This is a genomic window from Pseudomonas sp. 2957 (genome assembly GCF_031456345.1).
GTDB lineage: Bacteria > Pseudomonadota > Gammaproteobacteria > Pseudomonadales > Pseudomonadaceae > Aquipseudomonas > Aquipseudomonas siliginis.
On the sequence record NZ_JAVDUL010000001.1, the window covers coordinates 729,373 to 747,846 of the forward strand.

An 18,474-nucleotide genomic window follows, 5' to 3' on the forward strand; every position below is an offset into this window, starting at 1 on the left:
CGCAGGCCCGATGGTTCAACTGCTCAACCGCGGGCTTCCTTGAACAGCACGGCGATGCCCGGATGATAGTTGCCCGCGTCGCTGTGCAATTTGCGATAGGCGTAGGGGAAATACCAGGCCACGGCGCAGGTGTGTTCCTTTTGCAGGTCGTCGACCATGTCCTGCAATTCTTCGGGGCTGGCGCTGTGCTGAGGTTTTTGCGGGGCAACAAAGAGGCAGCCGAGCTTGAGATCGCTGGCGTAGCTGATGCGCTTGGCATCAACGGTGATGTCGAGCAGTGCCTGGGTCAGGTTGAGGTTGTTGACCCGTGGCCAGCGTTGCGTGGCCTGAATGAACGCGCGGTCTTCGGCGCCGGCAATCAGCAGGTCGGCGCGAGCATTGCGTTCGCCTTCTTCGTTCTGTTTGCGCGTGGCCGTGTCGTTCATCGTGACCATTTCAGCCATCCACGCCGCTGCCGCGAGCAGGCCGAGATTGGCTTTCTCGTCGTGCCAATATGGCGTGTCGTTGTCGCCGCGTACGGTGTTGTAGCGATCGATACAGTCAAACCAGCGTTCCAGCACCGGGCGCAGGAATTCCAGGCGCGGGTTGCTGATGATCATGCCTTGCATCGTCGTCATCCTTATTGTTGTAGTGGGCTTTCGAAAAAAAGCATGGCTCTTTGATATCACTTGTCGCAGTCTGGCACAAGATTGCCGCTGCACAATGGATCAGCGGCAGTTATTCGCGCGCAAAGCGCCTCTTCAATTGACGCTCCACCCCCAACCCTCTAACCTTCGCCGCTTGTTTCAGGTGCTCTGTGGCCCCGCGTCGACAGAGTGAAACAGGGAAGCCGGTGAGGGTGGTCTTCAAGCGAAGCCACGACGATCCCGGCGCTGCCCCCGCAACGGTAAATGAGTGAAAACTGCGCCTTGAGCCACTGCCTCGAAAGAAGCGGGAAGGCGCGCAGTCCGGCGAAACGCCGCTCATGAGCCCGGAGACCGGCCTGATCCATCTCAGCGGCATCACGGTGGGCGATGCCAGGCTTTTTGCCGTCTATTCTTGTGCCTGCCCGCCGTTATCCAGCCTCAACGGAGAGCTCCCCCCATGACTGATTCCCCCGAGCGTGACGAACGCCATCTGGCGCGCATGCAGCGCAAGAAGGCCGTGATCGACGAACGCATCGCCAGCTCGCCCGACGAATGTGGCCTGGTGCTGGTGCTGACCGGCAATGGCAAAGGCAAGAGCAGCTCGGCGTTCGGCATGCTCGCCCGCGCGATGGGCCACGGCATGCAGTGCGGCGTGGTGCAGTTCATCAAGGGCCGCAACAGCACTGGCGAAGAATTGTTTTTCCGCCGCTTCCCCGAGCAAGTGCGTTTCCACGTCATGGGCGAAGGCTTCACCTGGGAAACCCAGGATCGTCAGCGCGACATCGCCGCGGCGACCGCCGCTTGGGAAGTCTCGCGCGAATTGTTGCGTGACCCTTCGATCGGTCTGGTGGTGCTCGATGAATTGAACATCGCCCTCAAGCACGGCTACCTCGATCTCGATCAGGTGCTCAGCGATTTGCAGGCGCGTCCGCCGATGCAGCACGTGGTGGTCACCGGTCGCGGCGCCAAGCCGGAAATGATCGAGATGGGCGACACGGTTACCGAGATGGGCATGCTCAAGCACGCCTTTCAGGCCGGGATCAAAGCGCAGAAAGGCGTCGAACTTTGAAGCCACCACGTCACTGCCCGGCGGTGTTGATCGCCGCGCCGGCCTCCGGTCAGGGCAAGACCACCGTCACCGCCGCGCTCGCCCGGTTGCATCGCAATCAGGGGCGCAAGGTGCGCGTGTTCAAGTGCGGGCCGGACTTTCTCGACCCGATGATCCTCGAGCGCGCGAGCGGTGCGCCGGTGTATCAACTGGACATGTGGATGGTCGGCGAGCAGGAAAGTCGCCGGCTGTTGTGGGAAGCCGCCGCCGAGGCTGACCTGATTCTGATCGAGGGCGTGATGGGCCTTTTCGACGGCACGCCATCCAGCGCTGATCTGGCGCGCCACTTCGGTGTGCCGGTGCTCGGCGTGATCGATGGCACCGCCATGGCGCAGACCTTTGGCGCCTTGGCGCTGGGCCTGGCCAAGTATCAGCCGGACTTGCCGTTCGCTGGCGTGCTGGCCAACCGCGTCGGCACCTTGCGCCATGCGCAATTACTCGAAGGCAGCCTCACCGAAGGTCTGCGCTGGTACGGTGCGCTGTCCCGCGAAACCGGTATCGAATTGCCGAGCCGCCACCTCGGCCTGGTTCAGGCCAGCGAATTGAATGATCTGGATCTGCGCCTCGACGCGGCCGCCGATGCGCTGGCCAGCAGTTGCGAGGTCGCGCTGCCACCGGCCGTTGAATTCGCCGGGCCTGACGTCATCGCCGCCGAGCCTCTATTAAAAGGTGTGCGCATCGCCGTTGCCCGCGATGAAGCCTTTGCCTTCACCTATGGCGCCAGTCTCGATCTGCTGCGGGCGATGGGCGCCGAATTGCGCTTCTTCTCGCCGATTCGCGACACCCGATTGCCCGAGGCGGACAGCCTGTATCTGCCGGGCGGCTATCCAGAGCTGCATCACGTCGCGCTGGCGCAAAACGCCTCAATGCTGGCGGCGATCCGCGCGCACCATGCGGCGGGCAAGCCGTTGCTCGCCGAGTGTGGCGGCATGCTTTATCTGCTTGATTCGCTGACCGACGTGGAAGGCACCCGTGCTGAGCTGGTCGGTTTGCTCAAGGGCGAGGCGGTGATGCAGAAGCGTCTGGCGGCGCTGGCGTTGCAGGCGGTTGAGCTGCCGGAAGGTTCCTTGCGTGGGCATACCTATCATCATTCCCTGACCACCACAGAGCTGACGCCGATTGCCCGGGGGGTGAGTCCTAATGGCGGGCGTGGGGCCGAGGCGGTTTATCGCGAGGGGCGGATGACGGCTTCTTATGTGCATTTTTATTTCCCGTCGAATCCGACTGCGATTGCCGCATTGTTTGCGCCAGATCGTGAGGCCGCCTTCGCGAGCAGGCTCGCTCCCACAATGGATGACCTGAACCCTGTGGGAGCGAGCCTGCTCGCGAAAGGGCCATGACCGACAACACCTTCTCCGAAGCCGAACGCGCGGCGGTCTACAAGGCCATCGCCGAGCGCCGCGACATGCGCCACTTCACCGGCGGCAGCGTCGAGCCGCAACTGCTGCGTCGTCTGCTCGAAGCCGCTCATCAAGCGCCGAGCGTCGGTCTGATGCAGCCCTGGCGCTTCATCCGCATCAGCGATCGTGCTCTGCGCGGGCAGATCCGCGATCTGGTGGAAGAAGAGCGCATCCGCACTGCCGAAGCCCTTGGCGAGCGCAGCGATGAGTTCATGCAGCTCAAGGTCGAAGGCATCAACGATTGCGCCGAAGTGCTGGTCGCAGCGCTGATGGACGATCGCGAAAAACACATTTTCGGTCGGCGCACGTTGCCGGAAATGGACATGGCCTCGTTGTCCTGCGCGATCCAGAATTTGTGGCTGGCCTCCCGTGCCGAGGGCCTGGGCATGGGCTGGGTCTCGCTGTTCGAACCGCAGGCACTGGCGGATTTGCTCAAGTTGCCGGCCGGTGCCAAGCCGCTGGCGGTGTTGTGTCTCGGCCCGGTCAAGGAATTCTATCCGGCGCCGATGCTGGTACTTGAAGGCTGGGCGCAGGCGCGGCCGCTCAACGAGTTGCTGTACGAAAATTATTGGGGAGTGAGTCAATGAGTGTGGCGTTGCTGAGTGTCGCCGCAGTAGCGCTGGATGCGCTGCTTGGTGAACCGAAACGCTGGCATCCGCTGGTGGCGTTCGGCAATTTTGCCGGGCGCATCGAGCAACGCTTCAACGCCGGCGGCCGTGGCTGGCGCAGCCATGGTGTGACCGCGTGGGTGCTCGCGGTGCTGCCGCTGACTCTGCTCGCCACCGCATTTTCCTGGGCGCCCTATGTGGGCTGGATTGTCGAGATTCTCGCGCTGTATTGCGCCCTCGGCATGCGCAGCCTCGGCGAACATGTCGCGCCGGTCGCGGCTGCGTTGCGCGCCGATGATCTGGACGAGGCGCGCAAGCGTGTCGGTTATCTGGTCAGCCGCCAGACCGATGAACTCGACAGCACTGCCGTGGCCCGTGCCGCCACTGAATCGGTGCTGGAGAACGGCAGCGATGCGGTGTTCGCTGCGCTGTTCTGGTTTGCCGTCGCCGGCGCGCCGGGCGTGGTCCTGTATCGCTTGAGCAATACCCTTGATGCGATGTGGGGTTATCGCAACGAACGCTTTGAACGTTTCGGCTGGGCGGCGGCGAAAATCGACGACGTGTTGAACTACATTCCTGCGCGTCTGGTGGCGTTGACCTACGCGCTACTGGGCAAGACCCGCCTCGCGCTGAAGTGCTGGCGCACCCAAGCGCCGCAGTGGGACAGCCCTAACGCCGGCCCGGTGATGGCGGCCGGTGCCGGTGCGCTCGGCGTCGAGTTGGGTGGACCGGCGATCTATCACGGCGAACTGCATGAGCGCCCACAACTGGGCGAAGGTGCGCCGGCGGATGCCGATTCCATTGACCGTGGCTGGCAATTGGTCCAGCACGGCGTATGGTTATGGCTGCTGATGCTTTGCCTGGGGGCGGAATTTTATGCTTGAGCACGGTGGCCGGTTGCGCAAGGCTGCACTCGATTACGGGATTGCCGAAGCCGACTGGCTCGACCTGTCCAGCGGCCTCGCGCCGTGGCCGTTCCCGATCCCGGAGATCCCGCTGCGCGCCTGGGCGCGCTTGCCGGAAACCGACGACGGTCTGGAACAGGCCGCCTGCGATTACTACGGCGCCGCGCAGGTGTTGCCGGTGGCCGGCTCGCAAATGGCCATCCAGTTGCTGCCGCGTCTGCGCCGGGCCGGCAAGGTCGGCGTGTTGTCGCCGTGCTATGCCGAGCATGCCGAAGCCTGGCGGCGCAGCGGTTACATCGTCCGTGAAGTGCTCGAGCAGGAAGTCGAGTTCTTTCTCGACAGCCTCGATGTATTGGTGGTGGTCAATCCGAACAATCCGACCGGCCTCAGCCTGACCCCGGCACGCCTGCTCGACTGGCATGCGCGGCTGGCGCAACGCGGCGGCTGGCTGGTGGTCGACGAAGCGTTTATGGACAACACGCCGCAACTGAGCCTGGCGCCCTATGCGCATCAGGTCGGGCTGGTGGTGTTGCGTTCGTTCGGCAAGTTTTTCGGTCTGGCCGGGGTGCGCCTCGGTTTCGTTCTGGCCGAGCGCAAGTTGCTCAAACTGCTCGCCGAACAGGTCGGGCCGTGGGCGGTGAGCGGGCCGACGCGGGTGCTCGGTACGGCGTGCCTGCAAGACACCGAGGGTCACACTCGTCAGCGGATTCGCAGCGATGAAGCGAGCGAACGGCTGGCGGCGCTGCTGACCCGTTGCGGTTTTGCACCGCAGGGTGGCTGCGCACTGTTTCAGTGGCTGATCACCGAGCACGCCGAAGCGCTGCACGAATTCCTCGCCCGGCGCGGCATCCTCCTGCGGCTGTTCAGCCACAACAGCAGCGTGCGTTTCGGCCTGCCAGCGGATGCCGCGCAAGCGCTGCGTCTCGAACAGGCTTTGCAAGCTTTCACCAAGGACCATCCATGACCACTCTGATGGTGCAAGGCACCACGTCCGATGCCGGCAAAAGCACTTTGGTGACGGCGTTGTGCCGCTGGGCCACCCGCCAGGGCGTGGCGGTGGTGCCGTTCAAACCGCAGAACATGGCGCTCAACAGCGCAGTCACCGCTGACGGCGGCGAGATCGGCCGCGCGCAGGCAGTGCAGGCGCAAGCGGCCTTTCTCGAACCCCACACCGACATGAACCCGGTATTGCTCAAACCCAACAGCGACACCGGCGCGCAAGTGATCATTCATGGCCGCGCGGTGACGACGATGAACGCCGTCGCCTATCACGATTACAAGGCTATCGCGATGCAAGCGGTGCTCGCCTCGCACGAGCGACTCAGCGCTGCGTATCCGCTGGTAATGGTCGAAGGCGCCGGTTCGCCGGCGGAGATCAATCTGCGCGCCGGCGACATTGCCAACATGGGCTTTGCCGAAGCGGTGGATTGCCCGGTTTTGCTGATCGCCGACATCAATCGCGGCGGCGTGTTTGCGCATTTGGTCGGTACCCTGGAATTGCTTTCACCGAGCGAACAGGCGCGAGTCAAAGGCTTCATCATCAACCGCTTTCGCGGCGATATCGCCTTGTTGCAACCGGGCCTCGACTGGCTGGAGCAGCGCACTGGCAAACCGGTGGTCGGCGTCTTGCCCTACGTGATGGACCTGCACCTTGAGGCCGAGGACGGCATCGACCAACGCCAGACCGACAAGGCCGAGCAGGTGTTGAAAGTGGTGGTGCCGGTGCTGCCGCGCATCAGCAATCACACCGACTTCGACCCGCTGCGTCTGCATCCGCAGGTGGATCTGCAGTTCGTCGGCCCGGGCCAGGCGATTCCCGCCGCCGACCTGATCATCCTGCCGGGCTCGAAAAGCGTGCGCAGTGATCTGGCTTATCTGCGCGCCAACGGTTGGGATGCGGCGATCAATCGGCATCTGCGCTACGGCGGCAAGGTGCTGGGGATTTGCGGCGGTCTGCAGATGCTCGGTGAGCAGGTGCACGATCCGCTTGGGCTGGAAGGCGCTGCCGGCTCCAGCGCCGGTCTGGGGCTGCTGGCGTTCGAAACCCAACTCGAAGCCGAGAAGCAATTGCGCAACGTGCGCGGGCGGCTGGCGTTGGAAAGCGCCGCAGTCAGCGGTTACGAAATACATGCTGGCGTAACCAGCGGGCCGGCGCTGGAGAATCCGGCGGTGCATTTGGACGACGGTCGTTGCGATGGTGCGCAAAGTGCTGATGGTCAGGTGTTCGGCACCTATCTGCATGGCTTGTTCGAATCCCCCGAGGCGAGCGCGGCGTTGCTGCGCTGGGCCGGGCTGAGTGATGTACAAGAGGTCGATTACCACGGCTTGCGCGAACGCGATATCGAGCGGCTGGCGGATCTGGTGGAGAAGCATCTGAATACCGGGCTGTTGCGTCAGCTCTGCGGGATTTGAGTTGTCTGGACTGGCCTCTTCGCGAGCAGGCTCGCTCCCACAGGGAGACGCGATCAACGGTGGGAGCGAGCCTGCTCGCGAAGGGGCCGGTTGTCTCACCACACATTTTTGGATGAACCCATGCTCCAACTGATCCTCGGCGGCGCCCGCTCCGGCAAGAGTCGTCTGGCGGAAAAACTCGCCAGCGACAGCCATCTGGCGGTCACCTACATCGCCACCAGCCAACCGCTCGACGGCGAAATGAACCAGCGCGTCGCCCATCACCGCGCGCGCCGCCCGGTCGAATGGGCGTTGATCGAAGAGCCACTGGAACTGGCCCGCGTGCTGCGCGAATTCGCTGGCGCCGAGCGCTGCCTGCTGGTCGATTGCCTGACCCTGTGGCTGACCAATCTGCTCATGCTCGACGACGCCGAACGTCTCGCCGCCGAGCGTGAAGCGCTGCTCGACTGCCTGGCGTCGTTGCCGGGTGAAATCATTTTTGTCAGCAACGAGACCGGAATGGGTGTCGTGCCGCTGGGCGAATTGACTCGCCGCTATGTCGATGAAGCCGGTTGGCTGCATCAAGCTCTGGCCGAGCGTTGTCAGCGAGTTGTCCTGACCGTCGCCGGCCTGCCCCTGACTTTGAAAGGACCTGCGTTATGAGCCCGACCTGGTGGCTGAACCCGTGCAAAACCGTGAACTCGGACATCATCGCGCAAGCGACCGAGCGCCAGCAGCAACTGACCAAACCGGCCGGTTCGCTGGGGCGCCTTGAATCGGTGGCCGTGCAACTGGCCGGTCTGCAAGGTCAGCTCAAGCCAACGCTGGATCAAGTCTGGATCGCGATTTTCGCTGGCGACCATGGCGTGGTAGCCGAAGGCGTATCGGCTTATCCGCAGGAAGTCACCGGGCAGATGCTGCTCAACTTTGTCAGCGGCGGCGCGGCGATCAGCGTGCTGGCGCGTCAGCTCGGTGCGCAACTGGAAGTGGTCGATCTGGGCACAGTGAATCCGACGCTGAATCTGCCCGGCGTGCGCCATCTGAACATCGGCGCGGGAACGGCGAACTTCGCTCAGGGCGCAGCGATGACTCAGGCACAGGGCGAATCGGCCTTGCAGGCCGGTCGCGACAGCGTCTTGCGCGCGAAAGCCGCCGGCACCCAGTTATTTATCGGCGGCGAAATGGGCATCGGCAACACCACGGCGGCCAGTGCGCTGGCCTGTGCCTTGCTCGATTGCCCGGTAGCGCACCTGACCGGCCCCGGTACCGGGCTGAAAGCCGCTGGCGTCAGCCACAAGGCGCAAGTCATCGAACGCGCGCTGGCGCTGCATGCCGCACAGCGTGGCGATGCCTTGCAGACACTGTTCAATCTCGGCGGGTTCGAGATTGCCGCGTTGGTCGGCGCCTATCTGGCCTGCGCGCAGGAAGGCATTGCGGTGCTGGTCGACGGCTTCATCTGCACTGTCGCGGCGCTGGTCGCGGTGCGCTTGAATCCGGCCTGTCGCGAGTGGCTGTTGTTCGGCCATCGCGGTGCCGAGCCGGGCCATCGTCATGTGCTGGAAACCTTGAGCGCCGAACCGTTGCTGGAACTCGACCTGCGCCTTGGCGAGGGCAGTGGCGCGGCGTTGGCGGTGCCGTTGTTGCGCCTGGCCTGTGACCTGCACGGACAAATGGCGACGTTCGCCGAAGCGGCTGTCGCGGATCGCCCGGCATGAGTCTGCGTCTGGATCTGCTGCGCCACGGCGAAACGGAACTCGGCGGCGGCTTGCGCGGCAGCCTCGACGATGCGCTGACCGCAAACGGCTGGACGCAGATGCGTGCAGCGGTGGTCGACGGCGGGCCGTGGGATCGAATTGTCAGTTCGCCATTGCAGCGTTGCGCGCGCTTCGCCGCCGAACTTGGCGAGCAATTGAACCTGTCCGTGCATCTGGACAAGGATCTGCAGGAACTGCATTTCGGCGCGTGGGAAGGGCAAAGCGCGGCGGCGTTGATGGAAACGGACGCCGAAGCGCTGGGGCTGTTCTGGGCTGATCCGTATGGCTTCACGCCACCGCAGGGGGAGCCGGTCAGCGCGTTTTCCGCGCGGGTGTTGGCGGCGGTCGCGCGGTTGCAGGCGGCTTACGCCGGCGAACGGATTCTGCTGGTCAGCCACGGCGGCGTGATGCGTTTGTTGCTGGCGCAGGCCCGAGGTTTGCCCCGCGAGCAACTGCTCAATGTCGAAGTCGGCCACGGCGCGCTGTTTGCGCTGACGGTCGAGGCTGACGGCGCGCTCAAGGAAGGTCACTGAGATGTTACCGCTGTGGATCGCCTTGCAGTTTCTCAGCAGCCTGCCGATTCGCCTGCCGGGCATGCCCGAGCCGCAACAGCTTGGCCGTTCGCTGCTGTTTTATCCGCTGGTGGGATTGCTGTTCGGGTTGATCCTCTACGCCTCGAATCTACTGCTTGGCGGCACACCAATGTTGCTGCATGCGGCGCTGTTGTTGACCGTGTGGGTATTGCTCAGCGGCGCGCTGCATCTCGATGGCTTGGCGGACAGCGCCGATGCCTGGCTCGGCGGTTTTGGTGATCGTGAACGTACGCTGACGATCATGAAAGATCCGCGCAGCGGGCCGATCGCGGTGGTCACGCTGGTGCTGGTGTTGTTGCTGAAATTCGCCGCGCTGCTGGCGCTGATCGAGCAAGCGCATACCCTGGCGCTGATCATCGTCCCGGTGCTCGGGCGAGCGGCGCTGTTGGGGTTGTTTCTGACTACGCCGTATGTGCGTGCGGGTGGATTGGGTCAGGCGCTGGCCGATCATCTGCCGCGTAAAGTGGGGTGGTGGGTGCTGGGATTGAGTGCCTTGGGCTGCGTGTTGATCGCTGGCTTCGGTGCGGTGCTGATTTCGCTGGTCGGGTTTGTCTGGCTGCGGCGTTTGATGATGCGGCGGTTGGGCGGGGCTACCGGGGATACGGCAGGGGCGTTGCTGGAATTGCTGGAGATGGGAGTGTTGGTGGGGCTCGCTTTGGTCTGAAAGATTTGCGTAGATGATGCCGGCTCCTTCGCGAGCAGGCTCGCTCCCACCTTCGAAATGCAATCCCCTGTGGGAGCGAGCCTGCTCGCGAAGGGGCCTCACCGGCAACAATGATGTTCAGAGTAAACTCATCTGTAACTTGATTTAACACACTCGCGGGTATATACACGCATCATGCTTCCTTCTCAGTGTTTGTGCACCAACCTGCGTCGCGCCGCGCGTGGCGTCAGCAGGCATTACGACGGCGCTCTCGATGGCTTCGGGATCAACGTTGCCCAGTATTCTCTGCTGTGCAATCTGCAGCGGCTGGAGCAACCGAGCATTTCCGAACTGGCTGAGGCCATGGGCCTGGATCGCAGCACGCTCGGACGCAATCTACGTGTGCTGGAGGGCGAAGGTCTGGTGGCGCTGGCCGAAGGCGAGGACATGCGCAACCGCATCGTGCGCCTCACTGAAACCGGCGTGCAGCGCCTGGCAGCGGCATTGCCGGCGTGGGAAGCGGCGCAACAGCGGCTGATCGACCGTCTCGGTGCCGAGAAGCGCGAAACCTTGCTCAAACTGCTCGACGAACTGGCCTGACGGCGGTTTTTTCGCGCTCAAGCGGGTATATACCCGCGACTGGAGAATAACAATGACATCGATGTGGCGTACGTGCGGTTGGGTGTTGCTGGGGAGTGCGCTGATCCTGGCGTTGTCATTGGGCGTGCGCCACGGTTTCGGTCTGTTCCTGTCGCCGATGAGCGCGCAGTTCGGCTGGGGTCGCGAAGTGTTTGCCTTCGCCATCGCCCTGCAAAACCTGATCTGGGGCCTGGCGCAGCCGTTCACCGGCGCGCTGGCTGACCGCTTCGGCGCGGCGAAAGTGGTGCTGGTCGGTGGGATCCTCTACGCGGCGGGCCTGGTGTGCATGGGCCTGTCTGATTCGGCGGTGACTCTGTCACTCAGTGCCGGTCTGCTGATCGGTATCGGTCTTTCGGGCACTTCGTTTTCGGTCATTCTTGGTGTTGTGGGTCGCGCTGTGCCGCCAGAGAAACGCAGCATGGGCATGGGTATCGCCAGCGCCGCCGGTTCGTTCGGCCAGTTCGCGATGTTGCCGGGCACGCTGGGCCTGATCGGCTGGCTCGGCTGGTCGGCCGCGCTGTTGGTGCTGGGCCTGCTGGTGGCGATGATCGTGCCGCTGGTGAGCATGTTAAAAGACAAGCCACTGCCGGTTCTCGGCCACGAACAAACCCTCTCCGAAGCGCTGCGTGAGGCCTGCTCGCATTCGGGATTCTGGCTGCTGGCGTTCGGCTTTTTTGTCTGCGGGTTTCAAGTGGTGTTCATTGGCGTGCACTTGCCAGCGTATCTGGTCGATCAGCATCTGCCCGCCAGTGTCGGCACTACGGTGCTGGCGTTGATCGGACTGTTCAATATCTTCGGCACTTACACCGCTGGTTGGCTCGGTGGCCGCATGTCCAAACCGCGTCTGCTGACGGCGTTGTATCTACTGCGCGCGGTGGTGATCGTGCTGTTCCTGTGGTTGCCGGTGACGACCACCACAGCGTATCTGTTCGGCATGGCCATGGGCTTCCTGTGGCTGTCGACGGTGCCGTTGACCAACGGTACGGTGGCAACCTTGTTCGGCGTGCGCAATTTGTCCATGCTCGGTGGCATCGTCTTTCTGTTCCATCAGCTCGGTTCGTTCCTTGGTGGCTGGCTGGGCGGGGTGGTGTACGACCGAACCGGGAGTTATGACTTGATCTGGCAAGTGGCGGTTCTCTTGAGCCTGCTCGCGGCGGCGTTGAACTGGCCGGTGCGCGAGCGTCCGGTGGCGCGCCTGCAAGCTGCGGCGAGCGCAGCATGAGCCGGATCTGCACGCGATTCGCGCTGACCGCACTGGCTGCAGCGCTGTTGGCGCTGGTGTGGTGGGGCTGGCAACGCGGCGGTCTGGCGCTGATGCAGTTGGGCATGAGCATTTGCTAGATCGCAGCGTGGCGAGTAACGTCGAAGCCTGATGAATGCCCAAGGAAGTTCGACATGTTGATGCGCTGGTGTGCTGTTCCCGCGTTGCTGATGGCGTTGACTGGCCTGGCCCAGGCCGCCGATTGTCCTGAGCTGCTGCAAGGCTCGCTGCCCAAGCTGCGCGCCAAGGAATCCATCGATCTGTGCAAGCAGTACGCCGACAAACCGCTGGTGGTGGTCAATACCGCCAGCTTCTGCGGTTTCGCCCCGCAGTTCGAAGGCCTCGAGGCGCTGAACAAGCGCTATAAGGATCAGGGGCTGGAAATGCTTGGCGTGCCGTCGAATGACTTCAAGCAGGAGTCCAAGGACAGCGCGGAAACCGCCAAGGTCTGCTACGCCAACTATGGCGTGACCTTCAACATGACCGAGCCGCAGAAGGTCCGCGGCGATGACGCCACGCATCTGTTTCAGGTGCTGGCCGCGCAGAGCAATGCGCCGAAGTGGAATTTCTACAAGTATGTGGTCGACCGGCAGGGCAAGGTCGTGGCGAGTTTTTCCAGTTTGACCAAACCGGATGATCCCGAGTTTATCGCCGCGATCGAAAAGGCCATTGCCTCCAAGCCGCTGAAGCCCTGAAGCCTTGTGATGGTCCTGTAGGAGCTGACGAGTGCAACGAGGCTGCGATCTTTTGTTCTTGAAACTCCAGGATCAAAAGATCGCAGCCTCGTTGCACTCGTCAGCTCCTACCGGTTTGTTCGATGCCCAGGCATGAAAAAGCCCCGCCTCTGTAAAGAGAGCGGGGCTTTTTCTTGGGCGAGGGGTTAGCCTCGCCACGGTGCATCAGAAGCGGTATGTCGCGCCGACACCGAAGCCGTTTGCCGAGTTTTCATACTTGGCATCGTAAGTCTGGCCACGCGCGTTTTCGTTGCGGATGTTGACCGACTCTTCTTTCAGGTACGAGTACGCGACGTCGATGGTCAGGTCGTCGGTCGGGCTCCAGCCGGCACCGATACTGAAGATGGTGCGGTCGCCAGTCGGGATACGCGGCGAGCGGTCTTCGTTATTGGTTGGCGACTGGTCGAAGGTCAGACCGGTACGCAGGACCCATTCCTTGTTCAACTGGTACGAGGTACCCACGGCATAGGCCCAGGAGTCATGCCAGTTCTGGTCTTCGTTGATCGAACCGAACTGACCGGCCAGCAGAGGCTGCACGCCGGAGTTCTTCACGGTGATCTTGTCCAGTTGGCTCCAGCGGGTCCAGGTGGTGCCGGCGTAGACGTTCCAGCGATCGTTGATCGCCTGGGTGACCGACAGGTCCACGGATTCCGGCGTGGTGATCTTCAACGAAGCGTCGTACTTCTGGTTGGCGCCAACGCCCACCAGCGCCAGAGCGTTGTAGTTGACCTTGGTGTCGCCTTCGAGCTTGTAGTCGACCTTGGAGTGATAGGTCAGGCCGACACGGGTGGTGTCGGTGGCCTGGACCAGCAAGCCGACGTTGTAGCCCAGCGCGGTGTCGTCACCCTTGATCTTGACCTTGCCGTCCGGCAGTGCCTGGGTGATCGACAGGTTGGATTCCAGCGAGCCGTCGATACGGTTGATGGTCGGGCCGAAACCGATCGACACCTTGTCGTTGAAGGCGTAGCTGACGGTTGGCTGGAAAGTGATGACTTGCACTTCGGACTTGCTGCCGAAGTAACGACCGGCGAAGCCGTTTTCGTAATCCGTGATCAGACCGAACGGTACGTACACACCGAGGCCGAATGCCCAGTGATCATCGATCGGTTTTACATAGAAGCCCATCGGTACGGCAGTGAGGGGCACCATGTCGCCCTTGTTGCTGCCGCCATTAGGGCTGGAGCTGGTATCGCTGATATCGGTATGCGCGTCGACCAGGGCGACGCCGCCGGTGACTTGTTCGCGCTTGATGCGCGCCATGCCGGCCGGGTTGCCATAAACAGTGCTTGCGTCGTCGGCAGAAGAAGATCGCCCGGCAAAACCAGTCCCCATCCCACTGATGCTTTGTTCGTTGAGGGCAAAACCTGCCGCGAAGATTTGTGTGGAGGCAAGGGTAACGGCGAGGCTAAGGGTGGTTTTGAGCATGACTTTTTTCATTATTAGAACTCCTGGTGATCACCGGGGCGAAAATTACCAACATTTTCGTCCCAGCGCTATAGCTGTAAGCCTTGAGTTAGAGCGGTTTTGTAGGACAATCCGACCAAAATGGCGACTTGTTGCGAGAACTTGTGAAACCGCCCGGTCAGCAAGCGACCTGATTCAGCGGTGAAACACAGGTTTGCCAAGCGCAGGTAAAGTCGCGCAAACGGCCTTGCGGTTGAAAGGTCTGGCGCCAGATACGCGCCATGCCGAGCAGATCGGTCGGAGCGGGGAGGGTGGGGTTCTGTTCTTCCACCAGCAGCCAGGCGATGGCCGTGGCGTAACGCAGGTTGACGGTCAGTTCCAGATGCGGGCCGCTGAGGAATGCATGCTGACTGGCGAGGCCGCGCACCAGGCTGGCGCGCTCCGGGTCGAGCGCCAGATAATCGTCCCAGAGCGCCTGATGGCGATGCTCGGCAATCCGGTAGAGGCCGTGGCCGCGGCGGTCGTGCAGGGCAGAGCCGAGGGCGGATTGGCTGGCAGCGATACCCAGCAGCAGGGATTCGGCGGTTGCGCAGTGGCGTCCCAGATAGATCAATGTGGGACGGATCACATAGCGGCACAGTTCGCTGGCAGCGATACCCATAACACCCTCGGTTCTTGTTGTTGAGGGCGAGTCCTGAAGGGGCTTTGGCAGCAGTGGATCGAATCAGGCTCGCCGCAAGCGGGTCAAGCCGCTTGAGTTGAAGTGTAGTGTCATATTCAGCGTGTAAAGGACTGTTTTTAAAATATTTCCGCCATCGCATACCGGGCGTTAGATCGGAACATGCTTAGAAGCGTTGCGCTAAAAGTGAAATATCAGGCAATAAAAAGCCCCGCTTTTCAGCAGGGCTTTGCTTTTGCAGCCTGTCCGGCTTTCAGGCAACCAGTGCCTGACGGGTACGCTCGATCACGGCCTGCAGCGGTTCGGCGCTGGAGTATTGATCGGGGTACAGACGCTCGCTGTGACGAGCGATACCGTGTTCATTGACTACGGTGAAGCTGAAGCAGCCTTTGCGAGCGGCCATGATCAGGCAGTTCATTGGAGCAAAAGCGTTGGTTAGGGTGCGAATGGCATCCTGAGTCTGGATTTGAGTAGACATAGTTATTAGGTGTTCCTACAAATGACACGGATAAGAACCGTGCAACGTTAAAACGTTCCAGTAACGTTGATCACCATTGATCGAACGAAGAACCCGACTGGAACAAAGCAGCCAGTTTGAAGCGCTGATAAGTGAGCGCGCTTGGGCTGGCAGGTAGGTACTTAGGAGGACAGGCATCACAGCGAGGGCAAAGGTTCTGGGCCCGGGGTGAAGATCCTGATCAATTTGCAGGTTGGTTCGGTCAGAGTAAGTGTTCTTCGCAACGCCCTTTGCTTTCGTTCAAAGGCAGCGTCGTCGCAAGAGTTACCTGGAAACCATCGAGGGGTCGTTCCCGCTTTTTTCGGCAGTGTCTTCCTGTTGGAAGTTGACCGTGGGAGATGTTCGACCGGAATTGACTTTCAGCTTGGTACTAACGCCGCGGATAGTAACGGATCCGTTCGGGCGAAGCAAACCCCATGACGAAAAAAGCTTCGCACGGAATGGTCGTGTCACACCGTCCGTCGGCGTGCATGCTTTTCGCAGAGCCTTTCGGTCGTTCGCAGCTGCGCAAAATGACCCCAAAAAGCGCACGCATATAACCGGCGCACAGGTACTTGTGCACATTAGTTGCGCAGAGCGTAACGCAACTGTCACATCGATCCTGACTCCAGTCGCTGCCTGTATCAAAAGTTTAAGTCAATGAAAAATATCGTCTTTTTTTGTTGGTGAAAAAATCGTCAGTTTGACTGCGAGCCCCATTCCATAAGGCTTTGCGAGGATCACAGAGCGGTTGTCCACTGACTTATCCACAGCTTCTGTGGATTGTCCCTAGCGCTTGCTCTAGGACGGGCGTGCCGGGTTTTTTTCGACTTTACCTGTAAGAAAAAGAGAGTAAAGTGGCGCGCCTTCCGATCTGTCCCGCAGTGCTTTATGAAGTTTCGCTCAGTATCAGACTCTGTTACCTCCAATCCGACCTCTGTTACCGCTCCCAAGCGTTTTTCCGTACGTGTGGCTGAGTGGCTGCTCGATGCGCCGCGCCTGAGCGACAGCCCCAGCGCCAAACACCTCGCGGGCCGCCTGCTCAAGCAACCGGCCCGTGAAGGTGTAGTCGCTGCGCAAAGCCGTCTCGGCCAATTGATCTGCCGTGAGTGCGGCAATGCCCGTGACCGGCGTATCGGCCAGGAGCTGCTGCGTCAGGCCGCCCGCGCCGGCGACCGTCGCGCACAGCAGGAACTCGGTCTGATCGAAGACTGAGCTGTCCAAGCCCAGACACCTTGGTTAACCTTCAGGCTTTATCCGATTGGCAGGAGTCGCTATGGCTATGGACTTGACCAGCATATTGCTTGGTCTTGCGGCAGCAGGGGTGCCGCTGCTGGCGCTGGCCTGGCAACTGCAACGCCGGGCCAGCAATGCCCAGGCCGATCTGGCCTTGCTCGAGGAGCGCCTGGCCATGGCGCAACTGGCCCAGGACGGCCTCACCGCGCAGCTTGAAGCGAGCCGCGATGAAATCGCCGATCTTGGCCAGGCCAACGGCGCCAAACAGGCAGACCTCGCCGCGCTGCGCCGCGAAGTCGAATTGCTGCAGATCGAGCGCGACGACGCCCGCGACGCCTCCCACGCCTGGAACCTCGAACGCGCCAACAAGGATGCTGAGTTACGCCGCCTCGACGCCCACGCGGCCTCGCTGAGTGCCGAACTGCGCGAGCAACAGGAAAGCCATCAACAACGTCTCAACGACCTGCAAGGCTCACGCGATGAACTGCGCGCGCAATTCGCCGAGCTGGCCGGCAAGATCTTCGATGAGCGTGAGCAGCGCTTTGCCGAAACCAGCCAGCAGCGGCTCGGGCAGTTACTCGATCCGTTGAAAGAACGCATCCAGTCCTTTGAAAAACGCGTGGAAGAAAGCTATCAGGCCGAAGCCCGCGAGCGCTTCTCGCTGGCCAAGGAGCTGGAGCGTTTGCAGGCGTTGAACCTGCGTCTGAGCGACGAAGCCACCAACCTGACTCGCGCGCTCAAGGGCCAGAAAACCCAGGGCAATTGGGGCGAACTGATCCTCGAGCGCGTTCTTGAGCATGCAGGTCTGGAGAAGGGCCGCGAGTACCAGACCCAGGTCAATCTCAAAGGCCCGGACGGTGAACGCTTCCAGCCCGATGTGATCATTTATCTGCCCGGCGACAAGCAAGTCGTGGTCGACTCGAAAGTCAGCCTCACGGCCTATCAACAATATGTTGCGGCCGATGACGACACCCTCGGACAGATCGCGATCAAGCAGCATGTATTGTCGCTGCGCAATCATGTCAAAGGTCTGGCCGGCAAGGATTACAAGCGTCTGGAAGGCCTGCACAGCCTCGATTTCGTTTTGTTGTTCGTACCGATCGAAGCGGCATTTTCCGCTGCGTTGCAGGCTGAGCCTTCGCTGTTTCAGGACGCTTTCGACCGCAATATCGTGATCGTCAGTCCGACTACGCTGTTGGCCACGCTGCGGGTGATCGACAGTCTGTGGAAGCAGGAACGGCAGAGCCAGAATGCCCGGGAAATCGCTGAGCGCGCGGGTTGGCTGTATGACAAGTTCGTGTTGTTTATTCAGGATCTGGACGAAGTGGGCAATCGTCTGCAGCAACTGGACAAGGCTTACAGCTCAGCGCGTAACAAGCTGACAGAGGGGCGCGGTAATCTGGTCAGCCGCAGTGAGCAGTTGAAGTTGCTCGGTGCGCGGGCGAGCAAGAGCTTGCCGGCGGATTTGCTGGAGCGGGCGATGACGGATGTTGATGGGTTGATTGAGTTGCCTGAGTAAGAGGTCTTTTTTTTGGGCTGATTTTTGGGGCATATCCGTTGCTGCGGTGATGGCGGCTGGCGGTTTCGCCCTTACGGCGAGTCACCTTTTTCAAACGCCAAAAAGGTAACCCAAAAGGCTTGCTCCTACGTTCGGCCCTCGCAGGCTCGGGTCCCTTCGCTCCGGGATCGATCCGGGCGCAGCGGCTACGGTTTGCTTCGCTGCACCTCCTTCCGCTGTGTCTGGCTGCGCCAGACGGTCGCTGCGCTCCCACGCCCGGATCAATCCCTCCACTCAGCCTTCCGACGTCGCCGGTGGATCAAGATCAAAAGCACTCGAGCTTGCGCTCATTGTTGAGTGGGGCGGCTTCGCCGCGGGCAGCTGCGCTGCCTTGCTTTTGCTTTTGTGGGAGCGAGCCTGCTCGCGAAGGCAATCTGCCGACCAACCATTTCACTCAGATATCGACGGTCCAACTGTAGGAGCTGCCGAAGGCTGCGAT

20 protein-coding genes and 1 riboswitch are annotated in these 18,474 nt (G+C 61.6%); of the genes, 16 read left to right on the plus strand and 4 right to left on the minus strand.

The genetic code is table 11. The features are described 5' to 3' along the window. Positions 1 to 23: 23 nt before the first annotated feature. Complete coding sequence (locus J2Y39_RS03360) at positions 24 to 608, minus strand: hypothetical protein (RefSeq protein WP_310215094.1); 585 nt, start codon at positions 606 to 608, stop codon at positions 24 to 26. A gap of 162 nt (positions 609 to 770) precedes the next feature. Further along, positions 771 to 1,001, plus strand: a riboswitch (cobalamin riboswitch). Between the two features lie 82 nt (positions 1,002 to 1,083). On the opposite strand from J2Y39_RS03360, the gene cobO reads away from it, so the two are divergent. From cobO to J2Y39_RS03430, 14 genes are all read left to right on the plus strand, one after another. Beyond that, positions 1,084 to 1,695, plus strand: coding sequence for a cob(I)yrinic acid a,c-diamide adenosyltransferase (gene cobO, locus J2Y39_RS03365; RefSeq protein ID WP_150636720.1), 612 nt, complete (start codon positions 1,084 to 1,086; stop codon positions 1,693 to 1,695). Next, the gene (locus tag J2Y39_RS03370) at positions 1,692 to 3,074 is read left to right on the plus strand and encodes a cobyrinate a,c-diamide synthase (protein WP_310215098.1); all 1,383 of its coding nucleotides are present in this window, start codon (positions 1,692 to 1,694) and stop codon (positions 3,072 to 3,074) included. The genes cobO and J2Y39_RS03370 overlap by 4 nt, the downstream gene beginning before the upstream one ends. Further along, positions 3,071 to 3,721, plus strand: coding sequence for a 5,6-dimethylbenzimidazole synthase (gene bluB / locus J2Y39_RS03375; RefSeq protein ID WP_024012169.1), 651 nt, complete (start codon positions 3,071 to 3,073; stop codon positions 3,719 to 3,721). The genes J2Y39_RS03370 and bluB overlap by 4 nt, the downstream gene beginning before the upstream one ends. After that, positions 3,718 to 4,626 (plus strand): adenosylcobinamide-phosphate synthase CbiB, encoded by a 909-nt coding sequence (cbiB, locus tag J2Y39_RS03380; protein WP_310215101.1) that lies wholly within the window; start codon positions 3,718 to 3,720, stop codon positions 4,624 to 4,626. Before bluB ends, cbiB begins: the two co-directional genes overlap by 4 nt. Beyond that, positions 4,619 to 5,611: a threonine-phosphate decarboxylase CobD gene (gene cobD, locus J2Y39_RS03385; RefSeq protein WP_073472676.1), complete on the plus strand. Its 993-nt coding sequence runs from the start codon at positions 4,619 to 4,621 to the stop codon at positions 5,609 to 5,611. Before cbiB ends, cobD begins: the two co-directional genes overlap by 8 nt. Next, positions 5,608 to 7,059 carry a cobyric acid synthase gene (locus J2Y39_RS03390; protein WP_310215104.1) on the plus strand — a complete coding sequence of 484 codons (1,452 nt, stop codon included), beginning with the start codon at positions 5,608 to 5,610 and terminating at the stop codon, positions 7,057 to 7,059. The genes cobD and J2Y39_RS03390 overlap by 4 nt, the downstream gene beginning before the upstream one ends. 120 nt (positions 7,060 to 7,179) lie before the next feature. Then, complete coding sequence (gene cobU, locus J2Y39_RS03395) at positions 7,180 to 7,701, plus strand: bifunctional adenosylcobinamide kinase/adenosylcobinamide-phosphate guanylyltransferase (protein WP_310215107.1); 522 nt, start codon at positions 7,180 to 7,182, stop codon at positions 7,699 to 7,701. Further along, entirely contained in the window at positions 7,698 to 8,753 is a 1,056-nt protein-coding gene (gene cobT, locus J2Y39_RS03400; RefSeq protein ID WP_310215109.1) for a nicotinate-nucleotide--dimethylbenzimidazole phosphoribosyltransferase, read from the plus strand. The genes cobU and cobT overlap by 4 nt, the downstream gene beginning before the upstream one ends. Next, the gene (gene cobC, locus J2Y39_RS03405; RefSeq protein WP_150741323.1) at positions 8,750 to 9,325 is read left to right on the plus strand and encodes an alpha-ribazole phosphatase family protein; all 576 of its coding nucleotides are present in this window, start codon (positions 8,750 to 8,752) and stop codon (positions 9,323 to 9,325) included. The genes cobT and cobC overlap by 4 nt, the downstream gene beginning before the upstream one ends. Before the next feature lies 1 nt (position 9,326). Continuing rightward, the gene (locus J2Y39_RS03410; protein ID WP_310215111.1) at positions 9,327 to 10,049 is read left to right on the plus strand and encodes an adenosylcobinamide-GDP ribazoletransferase; all 723 of its coding nucleotides are present in this window, start codon (positions 9,327 to 9,329) and stop codon (positions 10,047 to 10,049) included. A 174-nt stretch (positions 10,050 to 10,223) separates the two neighbouring features. Beyond that, positions 10,224 to 10,628: a MarR family winged helix-turn-helix transcriptional regulator gene (locus tag J2Y39_RS03415; protein ID WP_016773714.1), complete on the plus strand. Its 405-nt coding sequence runs from the start codon at positions 10,224 to 10,226 to the stop codon at positions 10,626 to 10,628. 52 nt (positions 10,629 to 10,680) lie between these two features. After that, on the plus strand, positions 10,681 to 11,889 hold the full coding sequence (locus J2Y39_RS03420) for an MFS transporter (RefSeq protein ID WP_056783951.1): 1,209 nt from the start codon (positions 10,681 to 10,683) through the stop codon (positions 11,887 to 11,889). Next, positions 11,886 to 12,008 (plus strand): hypothetical protein, encoded by a 123-nt coding sequence (locus J2Y39_RS03425; RefSeq protein ID WP_269084999.1) that lies wholly within the window; start codon positions 11,886 to 11,888, stop codon positions 12,006 to 12,008. The genes J2Y39_RS03420 and J2Y39_RS03425 overlap by 4 nt, the downstream gene beginning before the upstream one ends. 54 nt (positions 12,009 to 12,062) lie before the next feature. Continuing rightward, a complete protein-coding gene (locus J2Y39_RS03430; RefSeq protein WP_041479535.1) occupies positions 12,063 to 12,623 on the plus strand; it encodes a glutathione peroxidase in 561 nt (186 codons plus the stop codon). A gap of 204 nt (positions 12,624 to 12,827) precedes the next feature. Here J2Y39_RS03430 and J2Y39_RS03435 read toward each other — a convergent pair whose 3' ends face one another. The 3 genes from J2Y39_RS03435 to J2Y39_RS03445 all read right to left on the minus strand — a co-directional run bounded on the left by J2Y39_RS03435 (position 12,828) and on the right by J2Y39_RS03445 (position 15,223). Beyond that, positions 12,828 to 14,099 (minus strand): OmpP1/FadL family transporter, encoded by a 1,272-nt coding sequence (locus J2Y39_RS03435; protein WP_056783953.1) that lies wholly within the window; start codon positions 14,097 to 14,099, stop codon positions 12,828 to 12,830. A 145-nt stretch (positions 14,100 to 14,244) separates the two neighbouring features. After that, the gene (locus J2Y39_RS03440) at positions 14,245 to 14,727 is read right to left on the minus strand and encodes a hypothetical protein (protein WP_041479533.1); all 483 of its coding nucleotides are present in this window, start codon (positions 14,725 to 14,727) and stop codon (positions 14,245 to 14,247) included. 271 nt (positions 14,728 to 14,998) lie between these two features. Further along, the gene (locus J2Y39_RS03445) at positions 14,999 to 15,223 is read right to left on the minus strand and encodes a hypothetical protein (RefSeq protein ID WP_016773719.1); all 225 of its coding nucleotides are present in this window, start codon (positions 15,221 to 15,223) and stop codon (positions 14,999 to 15,001) included. Between the two features lie 909 nt (positions 15,224 to 16,132). On the opposite strand from J2Y39_RS03445, the gene J2Y39_RS03450 reads away from it, so the two are divergent. Both J2Y39_RS03450 and rmuC read left to right on the plus strand, forming a co-directional pair. Then, complete coding sequence (locus J2Y39_RS03450) at positions 16,133 to 16,456, plus strand: hypothetical protein (protein WP_024012181.1); 324 nt, start codon at positions 16,133 to 16,135, stop codon at positions 16,454 to 16,456. Between the two features lie 175 nt (positions 16,457 to 16,631). Beyond that, complete coding sequence (gene rmuC, locus J2Y39_RS03455; RefSeq protein ID WP_310215789.1) at positions 16,632 to 17,996, plus strand: DNA recombination protein RmuC; 1,365 nt, start codon at positions 16,632 to 16,634, stop codon at positions 17,994 to 17,996. Positions 17,997 to 18,474: the final 478 nt, after the last annotated feature.